The sequence below is a fragment of the Streptomyces sp. NPDC001027 genome (genome assembly GCF_040299045.1).
Lineage (GTDB): Bacteria > Actinomycetota > Actinomycetes > Streptomycetales > Streptomycetaceae > Streptomyces.
The window spans coordinates 1-17440 of the sequence record NZ_JBEPBI010000165.1 but is presented as its reverse complement, the minus strand read 5'-3'; the positions used below and the strand labels follow the sequence as shown (position 1 = coordinate 17440).

Below are 17440 nucleotides of genomic sequence, written 5' to 3'. Positions count from 1 at the left end.
GCGCCGACGGCGCCGACGACCTCCCGCAGTACCTCAACATCCGCATGCCGTTCGCGGACGTGCCCCCGCTGGCGCCGGACGCCAATCCGACGGGTGTGTACGAGCGGGGCGTCGACGTCCCCGCCGAGTGGGCGGGACGCCGCATCGTGCTGCAGGTCGGGGCCGCGGAGAGCGTGCTGCTGGTGCACGTCGACGGGCGGCCGGTCGGCGTGTCCAAGGACTCCCACCTGGCGGCCGAGTTCGACCTGTCGGACGTCGTGCGCCCCGGCGGGCGCGCCCTCGTCCGGCTGACAGTGGTCAAGTGGTCCGACGCCTCGCACATCGAGGACCAGGACCAGTGGTGGCACGGCGGGATCACCCGCTCGGTGCTCCTCTACGCCACCGACCCGCTGCACCTGGCCGACGTGGACGTACGGGCGTCGGCCGACGGCGAGCTGCGCGTCGACTGCCGGGTGCGGGACGCGGGCGGCACACTGCCCGCGGGATGGCACGTCAGCGGCGAGCTGGACGGACTGCCGCTGACGCGGGACGCCGCATTCGACCTGGCAGGCGCCGAGGAGGAGCGGGTCTCCGCCTTCCTCGGCGAAGTGCGGCTGGGCGTGCGCGTGCCCGGGGTGCGCACCTGGAGCGCCGAGACGCCCGAGCTGTACGACCTGACCGTGCGCCTGCACCGCGCGGACGGCTCCGTGGCCGACGCCTCCCGCCACCGGGTCGGCTTCCGGGACGTGACGATCGTGGGCCGCGACCTGCTGGTCAACGGCGAGCGGGTCTTCATCCGGGGCGTCAACCGGCACGACTTCCATCCGCTGACCGGACGGACCGTGTCGCAGGAGGACATGCGCGCCGACCTGGTCGTGCTCAAGCGCCACGGCTTCAACGCGATCCGCACCGCGCACTACCCGAACGACCCCGCTCTGTACGACCTCGCCGACGAACTCGGCTTCTACGTCGTCGACGAGGCGGACATCGAGTCCCACGACCACGCCCACGAGATCGCCGACGACCCCCGCTACCTGAACGCCTTCGTGGACCGGGTGTCGCGGATGGTGCTGCGCGACAAGAACCATCCGTCGGTCATCGTCTGGTCGCTGGGCAACGAGTCCGACTACGGCGCGAACCACGACGCGGCCGTGGGCTGGGTCCGCCGCCACGATCCGACCCGGCCGGTGCAGTACGAGGGCGCCGCCAAGCGCGGCTGGGCCGACCCGGAGGTCGCCTCCGACATCGCCTGCCCGATGTACGCGCCGCTGGAGGACTGTGTGGCGCACGCGCTGTCCGGGCGGCAGACCAAGCCGCTCATCCAGTGCGAGTACTCCCACGCCATGGGCAACAGCAACGGCACGCTGGGCGACCACTGGGCCGCCATCGAGGCCACCCCGGGTCTTCAGGGCGGGTTCATCTGGGAGTTCTGGGACCACGGCATCCTCCAGGATGTGAACGACGCGAGACCGGTCGGGCGTGGGGGCGCCGGGCTCTATGACAACGGTGTCGCCGCGCCCGGGTACCGCTGGGCGTACGGCGGCGACTTCGGCGAGAAGGACCATGACGGCGCGTTCATCGCGGACGGCGTGGTCTTTCCCGACCGCACCCCCAAGCCGGTGATGTCCGAGCACCGGGAGCTCGCCGCGCCGGTGCGGCTGCACGGTCTGCGGGAGGGCGGGGTGGTCGTCTCGAACCACCAGCACTTCCGCTCTCTGGAGTGGCTCGCGGGCGAGTGGGAGCTGTCCCTCGCCCACGGCGGCACGCTCACCGCGGCCGCCGAACTGCCCGATCTGCGGCCGGGCGGGACGGCTGTGCTGCCGCTGCCCTTCGACCTTCCGCGGGACGGCGGCGAGGCATGGCTGACACTGCGGGTGGCGACGGCGCGGGACCTTCCGTGGGCGCCGCGCGGCACCGCGGTGTGCGCGCCGCAGGTTCAGCTGCGGACGGCCGAGCCGCTGCGGGCGCCCGCGGGGTCCGGCCGTGTCGAGACCGACGCCGCCGGGCTCCTCGTCCACCCGCTGCTCGCGGCCGCCCCGACGCTGTCGCTGTGGCGGGCGCCCACCGACAACGACGAACTCGGCGGCATGGCGCGTCGCTGGCGGGCGTGGGGGCTGGACTCCCTCGTGCGCAGACTGGTCTCCGTGCGTCAGGAGGGCGACGGCGTGACCGTGCTCGCCGAGTACGCGGGCGCCGGCGGCGTCGTACGGCACCGGCAGGTGTTCACGCCGGTCGAGGGCGGGCTGCGGATCGACGAACAGGCCGAGCTGCCCACGGAGTTCGACGACGTGCCGCGCGTCGGCTCGGTCTTCGAGACGGTCGCGGGGCTGGACCTGCTGGAGTGGTTCGGGCAGGGCCCCTGGGAGTCCTACCCCGACCGCGCCTCGGGGGCGCCGGTGGGCCATCACTCGCTCGCCGTCGACGAGGCGTTCACCCCCTACCTGCGTCCGCAGGAGAGCGGCGGCCGGCACGGCGTGCGGCGCTTCACGCTCTCGGCGGCGGACGCCACCGGCCTCGCGGTCACGCTGGACGAGCCGCGCCAGGTCTGCGTCACGCGCTACCGCGCCGAGGACCTGACCGCCGTCGCCCACCATGACGAGCTGACCGCGCGGAGCGGCTGCGTCGTGCACGTGGACGCCGCGCACCGCGGCGTCGGCACGGCGTCGTGCGGTCCCGACACCCTCTCCTCCTACCTCGTACCGGCAGGCGTCCACCGCTGGAGCTGGATCCTGCGCGTCCTGTGAATCCCCCTGTCCGGTAACGGACTTCGCACTTCGCAACGGAGCAGCACGTGTGTACTTCGCATGCCCAGTCCCAGGAGGACCCCGTCCCGGCCGGCGCCGGCAGACGCGGCTTCCTGCGGGCCACCGCCCTGCTCGGCGCCGCCGCGACGGCCGGCCTCGCGACCGGGGCCGCCGCCGAAGCCGCTCCCTCCCGGTGGCGCCCGGACCCCGACAGCCGCCGTTTCACGCTCGCCGTCATGCCCGACACGCAGTACCTCTTCGACGGCCCGAGCATCGACGGGGCGCCGGTCGAGGCGTCGCTGCGCTATCTGCTGGCGCGGGGCGCGGAGGACAACATCGTGTTCCTGTCCCACCTGGGCGACCTCACCCAGAACGGCGCGACGGAGGAAGTCGCGGCGATCAGCCGGGCGTTCGGGCTGCTGGACCGGCGCGGGGTGGGCTACAGCGTGCTGGCCGGCAACCACGACGTGCAGTCGTCGACGACCGACCAGCGCGGCACGACGCCGTATCTGGAGGCCTTCGGCCCGCAGCGCTTCCGGGGAAAGCCCACCTTCGGCGGGGCGTCCCCCGACGGCTACAACACCTTCCACCTGTTCCGTGCCGGCGGCCGGGAGTGGATGGTGCTGGCCCTGGACTGGCGGCTGTCGGAGCAGGGGTACGCCTGGGCCGCCGGGGTCCTCGCCCGGCATCCGAGGACGCCGGTCGTGCTGACCACGCACGAGCTGGTCGTCGGGGACGACGCGCTCTCGGCGTACGGGCAGCAGCTGTGGGACCGGCTGATCGAGGACCACGACCAGATCTTCCTCACGCTGGGCGGGCACTACTGGCCCGCCGGCCGCGCGACGCGGAAGAACGCGGCCGGACACGACGTCCATCTGCATCTGACGAACTATCAGAACCGGTACTTCGGCGGCGCCGCGATGATCCGCCTGTACCGCTTCGACCTCGACCGCGACGTCATCGACGTGGAGACCGTCTCACCCTGGATCCTGGGCCGGGCCGCCGAGGGGCTCAACGAGCTGGAGCGGCAGGAGCTCGAACTGAGCGGCGACGCTGACCGGTTCACTGTCGACGTCGACTTCGCCGAGCGCTTCGCCGGGTTCGATCCGGCGCCTGCCCGCCCGGCGCGGCCCGCGTCGAAGGTCCTCGTGCCGGGCACGGCGGCATACTGGCGGTTCGACGGTCACACCGACGGCTCGGCGGTCTCCGGCACCGTGCGCGACCTGTCCGGACGGGGCAACGACCTCATGGTCGTCGCGGTCGGCGGCGGCACGCTCGGCTGGTCGTCCGACCATCATCCCGACCAGCCGGGGCACGGCAGCCTGGAGTTCCGGGGCTTCAAGTCCCCGCTGAAGGGCGCCTACCTGCGCACGGTCGACGGCGCGCCGCTGAACTCGGCGACCTTCGCCCGGGGTTACACCGTCGAGGCGTTCTACCGCCTCCCCGCCGACTGGGACCCGGCGCACCACGCCTGGTCGGGGCTGGTCGGCCGGACGGGCACGGGCGGCGCCGCGGGCAAGTCCGCCGACGACCCGGACGAACCGCTCGCCACCCTCTCGCTGTCCAACGACCGGGAACCGCAGTGGGCGATGCGTCCGCTGAACCAGCAGGGCATCGCCACCAACTGGGGCCAGGAGACGCCGCTGGAGACCTGGTGGCACCTCGCGGTCGTCAACGACGGCCGGCACACCACGCTGTACGTCGAGGGCTGCCCGGTGGTCCGCAACCCGAAGGCCGCGGCCGTCGGCATCGCCTCCGTCGGCCTGCCCTGGCTGCTCGGCGGCTACACGTACGCCGGACAGATCGACCAGATCCTGCACGGCCGCCTCGGCGACGTGCGCATCGTGGAGCGGGCGCTGCCCGTGACCTCCTTCCTGAACCACTGAGACCTCATGGACACCGTGATGACCGAGCAGCAGCTCCCCGTCTGGGCCGACCCGTCCGTCTCCTCCGCCGCACTCGACCCCCAGGGCGTGTCCCGGCGGCAACTCCTGCGCCGGGCCGGCCTGTTCGGCGCCGCGTTCACACTGGCCGGCGCGGCCGCGCCCGCCCTCGCCGGCCCGGCCGCGGCCGGGGAGAGGGGCTGCGGCGGCGAGGACCCGCGTCTCGCCTACCTCGTCGGCGACCACCATGTGCACTCCGTGTACAGCCACGACGCGAAGTACACCTTCTCCCAGCAGGCGCGGGCCGCCGCCCGGTACGGCCTGGACTGGATGGTGTTCAACGAGCACGCCAACTTCGGGCACGCCCGCCACGGCGCCGCGCTGGAGCATCAGGAGATCCTCAAGGCCCGGGCCGCGAACCCGCGACAGCTGATCTTCCAGGGGCTGGAGTGGTACATCCCGGCCGCCGAGCACTGCACGGTGTTCGCCGCGCCCGGCCCGCACGAGGTGGACCTGCTCACCCGGTTCGAGCTCGCCTACGACGGCAAGCTGCTGGGGTACGACAAGGGCGGCGCCGCCGACGCCGACACCGCCCGCAACGAGGCGCACGCGGTGAAGGCCGTGAAGTGGCTGGCCGAGCAGCGCCGCACCGGTTACGTCGACGACGTCCTCGTGCTCGCCAACCACCCGCTGCGGCTGGGCATCGACTCCCCGCACGAGATGCGCGCCTGGCGCGACGCGGCCCCCGAGATCATGATCGGCATGGAGGGCGCGCCCGGCGCCCAGGGCGCGGCGCTCCCCGGCCTGCGCAGCGCCACGTCGATCCGCGGCGAGTACGAGAACAAGCCGTCGGCGCAGTCCTGGGCGGGGTACCCGGCGGACGCGTACCTCACGTACGGCGGCTTCGACTGGGCCACCGCGACCGTGGGCGGTCTGTGGGACTCGATGCTGGCCGAGGGCCGGCTGTTCACGATCACCACCAACTCCGACAACCACCGGACGGTCTTCGACACCTGGAAGAACGGCGACTGGCCGGCCGGGCAGACCTTCGACGACACCGGCAGGCTGCCGGACCCGGTGAACACCGACACCCCACAGCCGGGCAGCGACTTCTGGCCCGGCCAGTTCAGCCGCACCCACGTGGGCGTCACACGCTACGGCTACCGCGCGGTGATGACGGGTCTGCGCGAGGGCCGCGTCTGGCTGGACCACGGGCACCTGCTGGACGGACTCGAGGTGCGGCTGCGGCGCGGGCACGGCGACGGACGGGGCGTCACCCTCGGCGGACGGCTGCGGGTGCGCCGGGGCGAGAAGCTCACCCTGGACATCACGGTGACCACCGCCTCCCGTCCCAACCCGCAAGGGATCCTGCCGGAGTTGGCGCACGTGGACGTGGTCCGCGGCGCGGTGCGCGGTCCGGTGGCCGACCGCGACTCCTGGCGTGCGCCCGACACCAGGGTGGTGCGCTCCACCGACGTGAGCGGCCGCAAGGGCACGTACACGCTGCGCGTCCCGCTCGCGGCAGGCGACGAGTCGTTCTACGTCCGGCTGCGCGGCAGCGACGGCAACCGTCACGGAACCGGTTACCTGGGCGCTTCCGTGGACCCGCACGGTCCGGTCCCGCACGCGCCGGGCAACGGCGACCCGTGGGCGGACACCTGGTTCTACTCGAACCCGGTCTTCGTGGACGTCGTGAGCTGAGGCGCGCCGAAGGGGGTGCGGGGAACCGCGCGGCCGGCACGACCGGTCCCCGCTGTCCGCACCCCCTCACCCTGCGGTGCTCGGATCAGCCCTTATCCGTAGAACCGCGAAAGGCTCTGCAGCACGGCCGCGGGCTTCGCGCCCCCCTCGATCTCGATCGCCCCGTCGACGGTGATCTGCACCCCGCCGGGGACGTCCTCGACGTCGGTCAGCCTGCCGGTCAGACGAATCCGCGAGCCGACCTTCACCGGCGAGGGGAAGCGGACCTTGTTGAGCCCGTAGTTCACCTTGGTGGTGACCCCCTGGACGTCGAGCAGCTCGGTGAAGAGGGGGATGAAGAGGGAGAGGGTCAGGTACCCGTGGGCGATCGGCGCGCCGAAGGGTCCCGCCGCGGCCTTCTCCGGGTCCACGTGGATCCACTGGTGGTCCCCGGTCGCGTCGGCGAACGTGTCGATGCGCTCCTGGGTGACCTCGATCCACTCGCTGGTGCCCAGGTCGCTGCCGGACAGCTTCCTCAGCTCGTCGAGGCCGTTGACGATGATGCTCATATGCCGTTCCTCACAGGGGAGTTCACAAAGGGGTCAGTCGGGGCGGGGTCAGTCGGGGCGGGGGCGGTCAGGGCGGGGGCGGTCAGGGCGGGGGCGGTCAGGGCGGGGGCGGTCAGGAAGGGGCGCCGAACCGGGAGCGCACCCGGGCCTTGAGGAGCTTGCCCGAGGCGGTGCGCGGCAGTTCGTCCGCGATCGCCACCGACTTGGGGATCTTGTACTTGGCGAGCCGGCCCGCCAGGGACGCCAGCACCTGGTCGGGGTCGAGCGTGGCGCCCTCGCGGGGCACGACGACCGCGCGGGGAACCTCGCCCCACTTGTCGTCCGCCACCCCGATGACCGCGCACTCGACGATGTCGGGGTGGGCCAGCAGCAGGTCCTCGATCTCGGCGGGGTAGACGTTCTCCCCGCCCGAGATGATCATGTCCTTGATGCGGTCGACGATGTGCACGTACCCGTCCTCGTCGACCCGGGCGGCGTCGCCGCTGCGGAACCAGCCGTCGGCGAAGGCCGCGGCCGTCTCCTCGGGCAGCCCCCAGTAGCCGGGCATCACGTGCGGACCGCGGACCACGACCTCGCCCGTCTCGCCCGTCTCGACCGGCGCCAGGTCCGGCCGTACGACCCGCACGTCGCTGAAGAAGTGCGGGACGCCCGCCGAGCCGGCCTTGCTGACGGCGTGCTCGGCGTCCAGGAAGAGCGTGCCGGGCGAGGCCTCGGTCATGCCGTAGCCCTGGAGGAAGGTCAGACCGCGCTCCTGGTACGCCTCGATGAGCGGCGAGGGCACCGGGGAGCCGCCGCAGGTCAGGATGCGCAGGGAGGACAGGTCGGCGGCGGCCCAGCGCGGGTGCCGGGCGACCTGGTCGAACATGGTCGGCACCCCGAACATGAAGGTGATCCGGTGTTCCTCGATCAGGCCGAGGGTGGCCTCCGGGTCGAAGGCCTCGACGAGGACGCAGGCGCCGCCCTTGAGGAGCACCGGCAGGGTCAGCATGTTCAGTCCGGCCGTGTGGAACAACGGCGCGGAGACGAGGGCGCGTTCGTCGGCGATCAGGTCCGTGTCGACGAGGACGTTGATCGCGTTCCAGGTGAGGTTGCCGTGGGTGAGCATCGCGCCCTTGGGGCGGCCGGTGGTCCCCGAGGTGTACATGATGATGCAGGTGTCGTCGGGCGCGACCGGCGTGTCGATCGGCTCGTCCGGCGCCGAGGCGAGCGCCTCCTCGTACTCGGCCCCGACCTCGAGGTACGTCCGCACGTCCGTGTGTCCGGGCAGTCCGGCGACGAGGCCCGCGTGCGAGGGTCCGTAGACGAGCGCCTTGGCCCCGGAGTCGGCGAGCTGGTAGGCGATCTCGGGGCCGGCGAGCCGGGTGTTCAGCGGGACGAAGACCGCGCCGAGGGCGCCGGCGGCGAACAGGGTCTCCAGGTAGGAGGGGTGGTTCGGGCCGAGGTAGGCGATGCGGTCGCCGCGCCGCACGCCCTGGGCGCGCAGGGCGTGCGCCAGGCGCGTGGTGCGGGTGTGCAGGGTGCGGTAGTCCGTCGGTCGGCCGTCGTGGACCAGGGCGGTGCGGTGCGGGGTCTTGCGGGCCCGGCGGGCGGGCCAGGACCCCAGTCCCTCGTTGCGCATCTTCCAGCCCCTTACGGTGCGGTCAGCCCGAGCAGGCGGGCGGCGTTCTCCTTGAGGATCTTCGGCTTCACGTCGTCCTTGATCGTCAGCTTGTCGAAGTCGGCGAGCCAGCGGTCGGGGGTGAGGACGGGGAAGTCGGAGCCGAAGAGGACCTTGTCCTTCAGCAGCGTGTTGGCGTACTGCACGAGTTGCGGCGGGAAGTACTTCGGCGACCAGCCGGACAGGTCGATGTGCACGCCCGGCTTGTGGGTGGCGACCGCCAGGGCCTCGTCCTGCCAGGGGAACGACGGGTGCGCCAGGATGATCTTGAGGTGCGGAAAGTCGGCGGCGACGTCGTCCACATGCAGCGGGTTGGAGTACTTGAGCCGGATCCCGCCGCCGCCCGGGACGCCGGCGCCGATGCCCGTCTGACCGGTGTGGAACAGGGCGATGGTCCCCGTCTCCTCGATCACCTCGAACAGGTCGTACGCCACCGAGCGGTCGTTGGGGAAGAAGCCCTGGATGCTGGGGTGGAACTTGAAGCCCTTCACCCCGTACTCCTCCACCAGGCGGCGGGCCTGCTTCACGCCCGCCTTCCCGCGGAAGGGGTCGATGGAGGCGAACGGGATGAGGACGTCGGCGTTGGCGGCGGCGGACTCGGCGACCTCCTCGTTGGGCACCGGCGCCGTGCCCGTGGCGGACTCGGCGTCCACCGTGAAGATCACGGCGGCCATCCTGCGCTCACGGTAGTAGCGGGCGGTCTCCTCCAGGGTGGGCTTGCGCTTGCCCTCGACCTTGAAGTAAGCGGAGGAGGCGTCGTGCAGGTCGTCGTCCAGGGAGGAGTGCCCCTTGGAGGACACCTCCGCGTGGGTGTGCACGTCGATGGCGACCAGTGCGTCGACGTCCATCACGGGGGGCGGAGCGGGGGTCTCGGCGGTGCTCATCACGCCTCCGGGAACTTGGGGGCCGGGATGCCGACCGTCTGGAGCTCGGCGCCGACCGAGGCGGGGAAGGCGTCGGCCAGGGTCTGCGGGGTCCAGCCGCCGTCGGCGTAGGCCGTGCGGATCTCCTGCGGATGCGACCAGAGTGCCACCTTGTCGCCGCCGATGCCGATGGCCTGGCCGGTGATGCCGCGGGCGGCCTCGGAGGCCAGGAAGGGCACGAGCGCCGCGCAGTCCTCGGGCGTGCCGAAGCCCTCTCCCTTGCGCAGGAAGTCGGGGAACGGCTCGCCGTTCTTCAGGGCCTCGACGTACGGGGCGAACGCGGGGATGGTCTCGGTCATCGCGGTGGCGGCCACCGGGACGATCGCGTTGACGGTGATGTTCGCGCGGCCCAGCTCCATCGACCAGGTGCGGGCGAACGCGGCGATGCCCGCCTTGGCGGCGGCGTAGTTCGTCTGGCCGAAGTTGCCGCGCTGGCCGGCCGGCGAGCCGACGAGGATCAGCGTGCCGCCCTCGCCCTGCTCGCGCATCCGCACCGCGGCGGCGCGGGCGCAGGTGAAGGTGCCCTTGAGGTGGGTGGCGATCACCGCGTCGAAGTCGTCGTCGGTCATCTTCCACAGCACCTTGTCGCGCAGGATGCCCGCGTTGGTGACCAGGACGTCGAGCCGCCCGAACTCCTCCACGGCCCGGTTCACCAGCCGCTCGGCGGCCTCGGTCGTGCCGACCGGGACCACCTCGGCGACGGCCCGGCCGCCCGCCTCGACGAGGGACTTCACGGCCTGCTCGGCGACCGCCTCGTCGACGTCGTTGACCACCACGGCCGCTCCGTGGGCGGCCAGGGCGTGCGCATAGGCGAGGCCGAGGCCCCGGCCGCTGCCGGTGACGACGGCGACCTTGCCGGTGAGATCGATGCTGGGCACGGCGGTGTCCCTTCACATGGGGAGTACGGCCGACCGCGGGGAGGCGGCCGGGCGGCACGAGGGGTACGGCTTCGAGATCGAAGCTAAGAGCAATAATTGTCGTCGTCAATAGTTGTTGTCATCCTGGACGTGCGTCATGCTGAAATCTGTACGACGCACCGCCCCGGGAGGGGACCGACACCAGGGAGCCCGCCATCGCCCGCCAGGACAACGCAGTGAACGCCGCCCCGATCGACGCGGACGAGCCGTGGATGCGCGCGCTGCACGCCGACACGGGCTATCTGCTCTACCGGCTGGGGCTGCGCTCGGGCCAGCTCTTCAACACGTTCCTCCAGGAGTCGGGGCTGCGTCTGCGCCACTACGCGGTGCTGCGTTTCCTCGCCACCGCCGAGGGCGCGCTCCAGCGCGAGCTGAGCACACGGCTGGGCTACGACCCCAGCGCCATCGTCGGACTCGTCGACGACCTGGAGAAGCTGGGCTTCGCCGAGCGCAGGCCGTCCCCCGACGACCGGCGCAGCAGGATCGTCGTCCTCACCGACGACGGCGGCGCGTTCCTGCGCGGCACCGACGAGGCGGGCCTGCGGGTGACGAACGAGCTGCTCGGCCCGCTCGCCCCGGCCGAACGCGACGCGCTGCACACCCTGCTGCAGCGGATCGCCGGGGACGGACTCTCCTGAGGCCGCGGACCCCTCCCCCGCGAGCCGCCGCACCGGACGACCCGAACCCGTCAGAGCGACCCGTCAGAGCGACCCGTCAGACTGACCCCCTCGGACCGCCCCCGTCAGACCGACGCCGTCCGCCCGACCCCGTCAGACCGATGCCGTGAGGAGGGCCCGATGGACCGGCCGGCACCTGCCCGAAGCGCCCGCTCCGCGCCCGACCGCCTGCTGGCCGTGCTGGCGGCGTTCGACCACGCGCATCCCGCGCTGTCCCTCACCGACATCAGCCGTCGCGCCGGCCTGACGCTCAGCACCGCCCACCGGCTGGTCGCCGCGCTGACCGACTGGGGCGCCCTGGAGCGCGACGGGTCGGGCACGTACCACGTGGGGCTGCGGCTGTGGGAGGTCGCGGCGCTCGCGCCGCGCGGCCTGGCGCTGCGGCAGGCGGCACTGCCGTATCTGGAGGACCTGTACGAGGCCACCCACGAGAACGTGCAGTTGGCGGTGCGCGACGGCCACGAGGTCGTCTACACCGAGTGGCTGTCCGGCCGCTCGGCGGTCGGCGTGCACATCCGGGTGGGCGCCCGCTGGCCCCTGCACGTCACCGGCGTCGGGCTCGCCCTGCTGGCGCACGGCAGTCCCGAGTTCCAGGAAGGCTACTGCGCGGGCCCGTTGACGTCCTACACGGCCCACACCCTCACCGATCCCGTCCGGTTGCGCCGGACACTGGCTCAAGTACGGCTCACAGGAGTGGCGGTGAGCAGTCGTCAGGTGACCGACGACGCCCTCTCGGTGGCCGCTCCGGTGCGCGGCCCGGACGGCTCGGTGATCGCCGCCGTCTCGGTCGTGGTCCCCCACGCCGACGCCCAGGTCCCGGTCCTGGCCCCCGCGGTCCGCCTCGCGGCCCGCGGCATCTCCCGAGCGCTCGGCTGGCAGCCGCAGACACGACGGGACTGACGGGCCGCCCGCGCCCGCCCCCGTCCACGCCCGCCGTCCCGCGGTCCGCCCACGCTCCCGGCGTCCGACGGCGCCCCGGCCGCCGCCCACCCTCCCGCGCGCGAATCCCGGTTGTCACCGCCGCGGCCCCCCGCGAGAATGCGCGCCCATGATCGAGACCGGTTCACTCGGCCCGCAGGACCGCGCCGCCTGGGAAGCCCTGGCCCGCGGCTACAAGACCTTCTACCGCACCGAGGTGCCCGACGAGGGCTACGAGACGATGTGGCGACGCCTGCGGGAGGGGACCGAGGTGCATGCGGTCGCCGCCCGGGCGGAGGGACGCCTGGTGGGCATCGCCCACTTCCTGTTCCACGCCACGGCCTGGTCGGCGGACAGCTGCTATCTGCAGGACCTCTACGTCGACGAGGCGGTCCGCGGCCGGGGCGTGGCGCGGGCGTTGATCGAGCGGGTCGCGGTCGCGGCGCGCGAGCGTGGCGCCGCCCGCCTCTACTGGACCACCCAGGAGGGCAACGCCACCGCCCGCGCCTTGTACGACAAGGTGGCGGAGTTTCGCGGGTTCGTCCGCTACGACCACCCGCTCGCGTAGGGCGGAGCACCGGGCCCAGGTGGAGCGCGCTCGGCGACTGCGGTCACCGCGGCGCGCTTTCGCCCGTTTGGGCGCTTCACGCCCTGAACTTCCGGGGCCGCAAAGGAGTTTCTTCGCTTTGACTCTTGACGGCCCTCGGGGCGAAGAGCACATTGGGCGCACTTTGAGAGCGCTCTCAAAGGTTGGGAAAGGCACCCGCGCCATCACTCCGTACCCGAGAGGCCCCCCTCATGAGTGCAACCTCCGGCATCCCCCGACGGCGACGCGCGCTCATCGCCGTGCTCAGCACGCTCGGTCTGGCGGCGGCGGCCGCCGCGGCCGTCACCCTGCCCGCGAACGCCTCCGCGCCCACGCCGCCGTCCGGCTGGACGCAGGTGTTCCTCGACGACTTCAACGGAGCCGCCGGAACCGGCGTGAACACCTCCAACTGGCAGTACAGCACCGGCACTTCGTATCCGGGCGGCCCCGCCAACTGGGGCACGGGCGAGGTCGAGACGATGACCGCCGACACGGCCAACGTCTCGCTCGACGGCAACGGCAACCTGCGCATCACCCCGCTGCGCGACTCCGCCGGCCGCTGGACGTCCGGCCGCATCGAGACCACCCGCACCGACTTCCAGCCCCCGTCCGGCGGCAAGCTGCGCGTCGAGGCACGGATCCAGATGCCGAACGTGACGGGCGCCGCCGCCGAGGGCTACTGGCCCGCGTTCTGGGCGCTCGGCGCGCCGTACCGGGGCAACTACCAGAACTGGCCGGGCGTCGGCGAGCTGGACATCATGGAGAACGTCCAGGGCCTGAACAAGGTGTGGGCGACGATGCACTGCGGCACCAACCCGGGCGGCCCGTGCAACGAGACGACCGGCATCGGCAACTCCGTCGCGTGTCCGAACACGACCTGCCAGTCCGGCTTCCACACCTACAGCATGGAGTGGGACCGCTCGGTGAGCCCCGAGGCGATCCGCTTCTACGTCGACGGCGTGAACTACCACACCGTCACCGCGAACCAGGTCGACGCGACGACGTGGGCCAACGCCACGAACCACGGCTACTTCGTCATCCTGAACGTGGCGATGGGCGGGGCGTTCCCCGACGCCTTCGGCGGAGGTCTGGACGGCGACACCCAGCCGGGCCGTCCGATGACGGTCGACTACGTGCAGGTGCTGCAGGCCGCGGGCCCTGGCGGCGGCGCCACGACTCCCCCGCCGACCGGCAGCCGGGACGCCTACGGCACGATCCAGGCCGAGTCGTACGACAGCCAGTCGGGCACGATCACCGAGTCTGCCTCGGACACCGGCGGCGGGCAGAACATCGGCGCCCTCGCGAACGGCGACTGGGCGCTGTACAAGGGCGTGAAGTTCGGCTCGTCGGCGGCGACCCAGTTCAGCGCACGGGTCGCCGGCGGCGCGGCGGGCGGCGTCAGCGGACTGGTCGAGGTGCGCCTGGACAGCCGCAGCGCCGCCCCCGTCGGCAGCTTCGCGGTCGCCGACACCGGCGGCTGGCAGAGCTGGCGGACGATCCCGGCGAACATCAGCTCCGTCACCGGCACCCACGACGTCTATCTGACCTTCACGAGCGGTCAGCCCGCGGACTTCGTGAACGTCAACTGGTTCACCTTCGGTCACTGACCGACGGCTCGACGACGCCGGGCGGCCGACCTCGCACCGAGGCCGGCCGCCCGGCCGCGTCCTGCCCCGCCCGGACGCCCGCGCGCCCGTCCCGTCGCCGCCATCCCCGGTCCGTCATCCCTGGTCGGCACGGAAGGCCAACGGGGTCTGGCCGGTGTGCAGTTGGAAGAACTTGGAGAAGTTCGCCGGGTCGGGGAAGCCGACCGCCGCGCCCACCCGGCCGGTCGGCAGGTCGGTGTGGGCCAGCAGCCGCTTCGCCTCCAGGACGACCCGCTTGTCGATGAAGCCCTTGGGCGTCTCGCCGGTGGCCGCGCGGACCGCCCGCACCAGGGTGCGCCGTGAGTAGCCGAGGGAGTCGGCGTAGGCGCTGACGCTGTGATTGACGGCGAACTCCTTCTCCACCGCGTCCCGGAACAGCGTGAACGTCGTGTCCGCCTGACGCCGCGTCGCCTCCGCGCCGCTCGCCGCGAGATGTGCGAGCCGCAGCAGGAACGCCGTCAGCGAGTGCCGCAGCACCGCCGTGTGCAGGCTCAGCGGCAGGGTGCCCTCGGCCCCGTCGTCGTACTCGCGCCGCAGATGGGTCAGCGCCGCCCGCAGCCCCGCGAGCTGCGCCTCGTCCGGATGCAGCAGCGGCGGCAGGTCGTAGCGGTAGAGGCCGGTCGCCTCGACGGTGGCGCGCGGAAGGAAGCCGGGCTGCATGGTGAGGGCGGTTCCGCGGTACTCGCTCGACTTCGAGAAGCGGTGGACCTGGCCCGGGCGGATCCACAGCACGTCGCCCGCCGCCGCCTCGTGCCGGGTGAAGTCGATCATGTGGTGGACGGGACCGGCGTCGAACAGCATCACGACGTGGAAGTCGATGCGGTGCACGCGGTCCGGCGGGGCATCCGTGTGCCAGGAGCGGCCGCCGTGCGCGGGCCCCATCGGGCCCACCTGCATGCCGACGCCGCCGACGCTGTGCTCGACCGGGAAGGGAAAGGTTCTGATGCCGCCTTCGGCGCCGCCTCGGGTAGGTGTGTCCGCCATGTCCTGCTCGCGCCGCCCAGTTGCCGTCCCGGGGTCTCATCTGTCGCCCGGGGGTGTCCCACTTTCACCACAGCCTGACACAGGGAGACCTACCCGCCGAAAAGTCAGACTTTTAAGTTTGAACACGTCAGAGCCGCTGACCGGCTCCCATCGAGGATTTCCTGAAGATGAGCACCCAGACACCGAACGACTTCGCGTCGACCGACGCCGACCGGCGCGCCGTCGACACCGCACGGCTCCTGGCTGTCGACGCCGTCCAGCAGGCGGGCAACGGGCATTCCGGCACCGCCATGGGTCTGGCTCCCGTCGCCTACACGATCTTTCAGAAGGTGATGCGGCACGACCCGGCGGATCCGGAGTGGACCGGGCGCGACCGGTTCGTGCCGTCCCCGGGCCACACCTCGCTGACCCTCTGCACCCAGCTCTTCCTGGCCGGCTACGAGCTGGACCTGGCGGACCTGAAGCGGTTTCGCACGCACGGCTCGAAGACGCCCGGCCACCCCGAGTACGGGCGCACCGCCGGCGTCGAGACGACCACCGGTCCGCTCGGCCAGGGCGTCGCCGACGCCGTCGGCACGGCGATGGCCGCGCGTTGAACGTGGTCCGCCCCGCCGACGCCAACGAGACCGCCGTCGCCTGGGCCGAGATCCTGCGGCGGCACGCGACCCGGCCCGCCCCGCACGGCCTCGCCCTCTCCCGTCAGAGCCTGCCGACGTACCCGCCGAACCCGGACGCGGCCAGGGGCGGGTACGTGCTCCTGGACTCCGCCTCGGACGTGCCGGACGTGGTGCTCATCGCCACCGGCTCCGAGGTGCAGCAGGCCGTCGGCGCGCGCGAGGCGCTGCGGGCCGAGGGGATCGACGCCCGGGTCGTCTCGATGCCGTCCGTGGAGTGGTTCGAGGAGCAGCCCCGGGAGTACCGCGACCGTGTGCTTCCGCCGTCGGTGCGGGCCCGGGTCGCCGTCGAGGCGGGCATCGGCCTGACCTGGCGCCGGTCCGTGGGCGACGCGGGACGCATCGTCTCCCTCGAGCACTTCGGCGCCTCCGCCGACGCCGGGACCCTGTTCGCCGAGTACGGCCTCACCGCCGAGAACGTCGCCGCCGCGGCCCGGGAATCCGTGGCCGCCGCACGCGGTTGACCGGAACGCCAGAAAGAAGATGATCACAGTGACCGAAGCGACCGCGACCGCGGAAGCACTCAGGCGCGTGACGGGCGACCGCCGAAGAGAGGCGGCCCGGGCCCGGACGGGGCGGCGGCCTTCGCTGTGGGCGTCCGCCGGTGTGAAGGATCCCGCTGACCGGGACACCCTGTATGTGGACGGCACGGCGGCGCCGGGCACGGTCGACGCCATGGCCGCAACCGCGCCGGACGCCCTCGCCGCCGACCACGGCGAGGTCACCGGCGACACGGTCGCCGGCACGCGCGCCCGGACGGCCGCCGGCCTCGCCGCTCCGGAGCCGCCGGGCGTCCTCCGCGACGAGGGGGTCACCCGGACGGCGCACGAGGGCGTCGCCGGATTCGAGGCGGCGCGGCAGGACCTTCCGGACGCGGTCACGAAGTCGACGATGAGCAAGGGAGTTGACGCGGAATGAGCAGCAGCAGTCTCGGCGCGGCCTGGGAGAACCCCTTGAGGGACCCCCGCGACCGGCGCCTGCCCCGCATCGCGGGCCCCTCCGGCCTCGTCATCTTCGGGGTGACGGGCGACCTGTCCCGCAAGAAGCTGATGCCGGCGGTGTACGACCTCGCCAACCGCGGGCTGCTCCCGCCGGGCTTCTCCCTCGTGGGCTTCGCCCGCCGCGACTGGGAGGACGAGGACTTCGCGCAGATCGTCCACGACGCGGTGCGCGAGCACGCCCGCACGCCGTTTCGCGAGGAGGTATGGCAGCAGCTCGCCGAGGGCATGCGGTTCATCCCCGGCGACTTCGACGACGACACGGCGTTCAAGCAGCTCAAGACGGCCGTGGAGGAGCTGGACGCGTCCCGGGGCACCGGCGGCAACTTCGCCTTCTACCTCTCCGTCCCGCCGAAGTTCTTCCCCAAGGTCGTCGAGCAGCTCAAGAAGCACGGGCTGGCGAAGGCCCCGGAGGGCTCCTGGCGGCGCGCGGTCATCGAGAAGCCGTTCGGCCACGACCTGGTGAGCGCCCAGCAGCTCAACGCGGTGGTGCACGACGTGTTCGAACCCGACCAGGTCTTCCGCATCGACCACTACCTCGGCAAGGAGACCGTCCAGAACATCCTGGCGCTGCGCTTCGCCAACACCATGTTCGAGCCGATCTG

The 17440-nt window shown here is 72.5% G+C and carries 15 protein-coding genes and 1 pseudogene; 11 read left to right on the top strand and 5 right to left on the bottom strand.

Annotation, left to right across the window (positions count from 1 at the left end; translation table 11 throughout):
• From ABT300_RS31220 to ABT300_RS31210, 3 genes are all read left to right on the top strand, one after another.
• Positions 1-2723, top strand: a 2723-nt coding sequence (locus tag ABT300_RS31220; protein ID WP_351682708.1) for a glycoside hydrolase family 2 TIM barrel-domain containing protein, incomplete at its 5' end; no start/stop codon positions are given.
• Between the two features lie 47 nt (positions 2724-2770).
• Positions 2771-4609 carry a LamG-like jellyroll fold domain-containing protein gene (locus ABT300_RS31215; RefSeq protein ID WP_351682705.1) on the top strand — a complete coding sequence of 613 codons (1839 nt, stop codon included), beginning with the start codon at positions 2771-2773 and terminating at the stop codon, positions 4607-4609.
• An 18-nt stretch (positions 4610-4627) separates the two neighbouring features.
• Positions 4628-6307 carry a PHP domain-containing protein gene (locus ABT300_RS31210; RefSeq protein WP_351682716.1) on the top strand — a complete coding sequence of 560 codons (1680 nt, stop codon included), beginning with the start codon at positions 4628-4630 and terminating at the stop codon, positions 6305-6307.
• A 92-nt stretch (positions 6308-6399) separates the two neighbouring features.
• Here the strand turns inward: ABT300_RS31210 and ABT300_RS31205 are convergent, their stop codons facing one another.
• The 4 genes from ABT300_RS31205 to ABT300_RS31190 all read right to left on the bottom strand — a co-directional run bounded on the left by ABT300_RS31205 (position 6400) and on the right by ABT300_RS31190 (position 10313).
• Positions 6400-6855, bottom strand: coding sequence for a MaoC family dehydratase (locus tag ABT300_RS31205; RefSeq protein WP_351682702.1), 456 nt, complete (start codon positions 6853-6855; stop codon positions 6400-6402).
• A gap of 112 nt (positions 6856-6967) precedes the next feature.
• On the bottom strand, positions 6968-8473 hold the full coding sequence (locus ABT300_RS31200) for an acyl-CoA synthetase (protein ID WP_351682699.1): 1506 nt from the start codon (positions 8471-8473) through the stop codon (positions 6968-6970).
• 11 nt (positions 8474-8484) lie between these two features.
• The gene (locus ABT300_RS31195) at positions 8485-9360 is read right to left on the bottom strand and encodes an amidohydrolase family protein (protein WP_351682714.1); all 876 of its coding nucleotides are present in this window, start codon (positions 9358-9360) and stop codon (positions 8485-8487) included.
• 35 nt (positions 9361-9395) lie between these two features.
• Positions 9396-10313 (bottom strand): SDR family NAD(P)-dependent oxidoreductase, encoded by a 918-nt coding sequence (locus ABT300_RS31190; protein WP_351682696.1) that lies wholly within the window; start codon positions 10311-10313, stop codon positions 9396-9398.
• 251 nt (positions 10314-10564) lie between these two features.
• Between ABT300_RS31190 and ABT300_RS31185 the strand changes: the two genes are divergently transcribed.
• The 4 genes from ABT300_RS31185 to ABT300_RS31170 all read left to right on the top strand — a co-directional run bounded on the left by ABT300_RS31185 (position 10565) and on the right by ABT300_RS31170 (position 14140).
• Positions 10565-10990 (top strand): MarR family winged helix-turn-helix transcriptional regulator, encoded by a 426-nt coding sequence (locus ABT300_RS31185; RefSeq protein ID WP_351682711.1) that lies wholly within the window; start codon positions 10565-10567, stop codon positions 10988-10990.
• A gap of 159 nt (positions 10991-11149) precedes the next feature.
• A complete protein-coding gene (locus ABT300_RS31180) occupies positions 11150-11929 on the top strand; it encodes an IclR family transcriptional regulator (protein ID WP_351682693.1) in 780 nt (259 codons plus the stop codon).
• A 148-nt stretch (positions 11930-12077) separates the two neighbouring features.
• Positions 12078-12515, top strand: coding sequence for a GNAT family N-acetyltransferase (locus ABT300_RS31175; protein WP_351682690.1), 438 nt, complete (start codon positions 12078-12080; stop codon positions 12513-12515).
• A 230-nt stretch (positions 12516-12745) separates the two neighbouring features.
• Positions 12746-14140 (top strand): glycoside hydrolase family 16 protein, encoded by a 1395-nt coding sequence (locus tag ABT300_RS31170; RefSeq protein WP_351682687.1) that lies wholly within the window; start codon positions 12746-12748, stop codon positions 14138-14140.
• A 114-nt stretch (positions 14141-14254) separates the two neighbouring features.
• Here ABT300_RS31170 and ABT300_RS31165 read toward each other — a convergent pair whose 3' ends face one another.
• Complete coding sequence (locus tag ABT300_RS31165) at positions 14255-15163, bottom strand: helix-turn-helix domain-containing protein (protein ID WP_351682684.1); 909 nt, start codon at positions 15161-15163, stop codon at positions 14255-14257.
• Positions 15164-15330: 167 nt separating this feature from the next.
• Here ABT300_RS31165 and ABT300_RS44575 point away from each other — a divergent pair, with 167 nt between their 5' ends.
• The 4 genes and pseudogenes from ABT300_RS44575 to ABT300_RS31150 all read left to right on the top strand — a co-directional run.
• Positions 15331-15759, top strand: a complete 429-nt coding sequence (locus tag ABT300_RS44575; RefSeq protein ID WP_502978035.1) for a thiamine pyrophosphate-binding protein — start codon at positions 15331-15333, stop codon at positions 15757-15759.
• A pseudogene (locus ABT300_RS44570) lies at positions 15756-16301 on the top strand (transketolase-like TK C-terminal-containing protein); the annotation flags it as partial. The gene ABT300_RS44575 and the pseudogene ABT300_RS44570, both read left to right, overlap by 4 nt.
• Positions 16302-16329: 28 nt before the next feature.
• Complete coding sequence (locus tag ABT300_RS31155) at positions 16330-16755, top strand: hypothetical protein (protein ID WP_502978034.1); 426 nt, start codon at positions 16330-16332, stop codon at positions 16753-16755.
• Positions 16752-17440 (top strand): glucose-6-phosphate dehydrogenase (locus ABT300_RS31150; protein WP_502978033.1); only part of this gene is annotated, 689 nt, incomplete at its 3' end. The genes ABT300_RS31155 and ABT300_RS31150, both read left to right, overlap by 4 nt.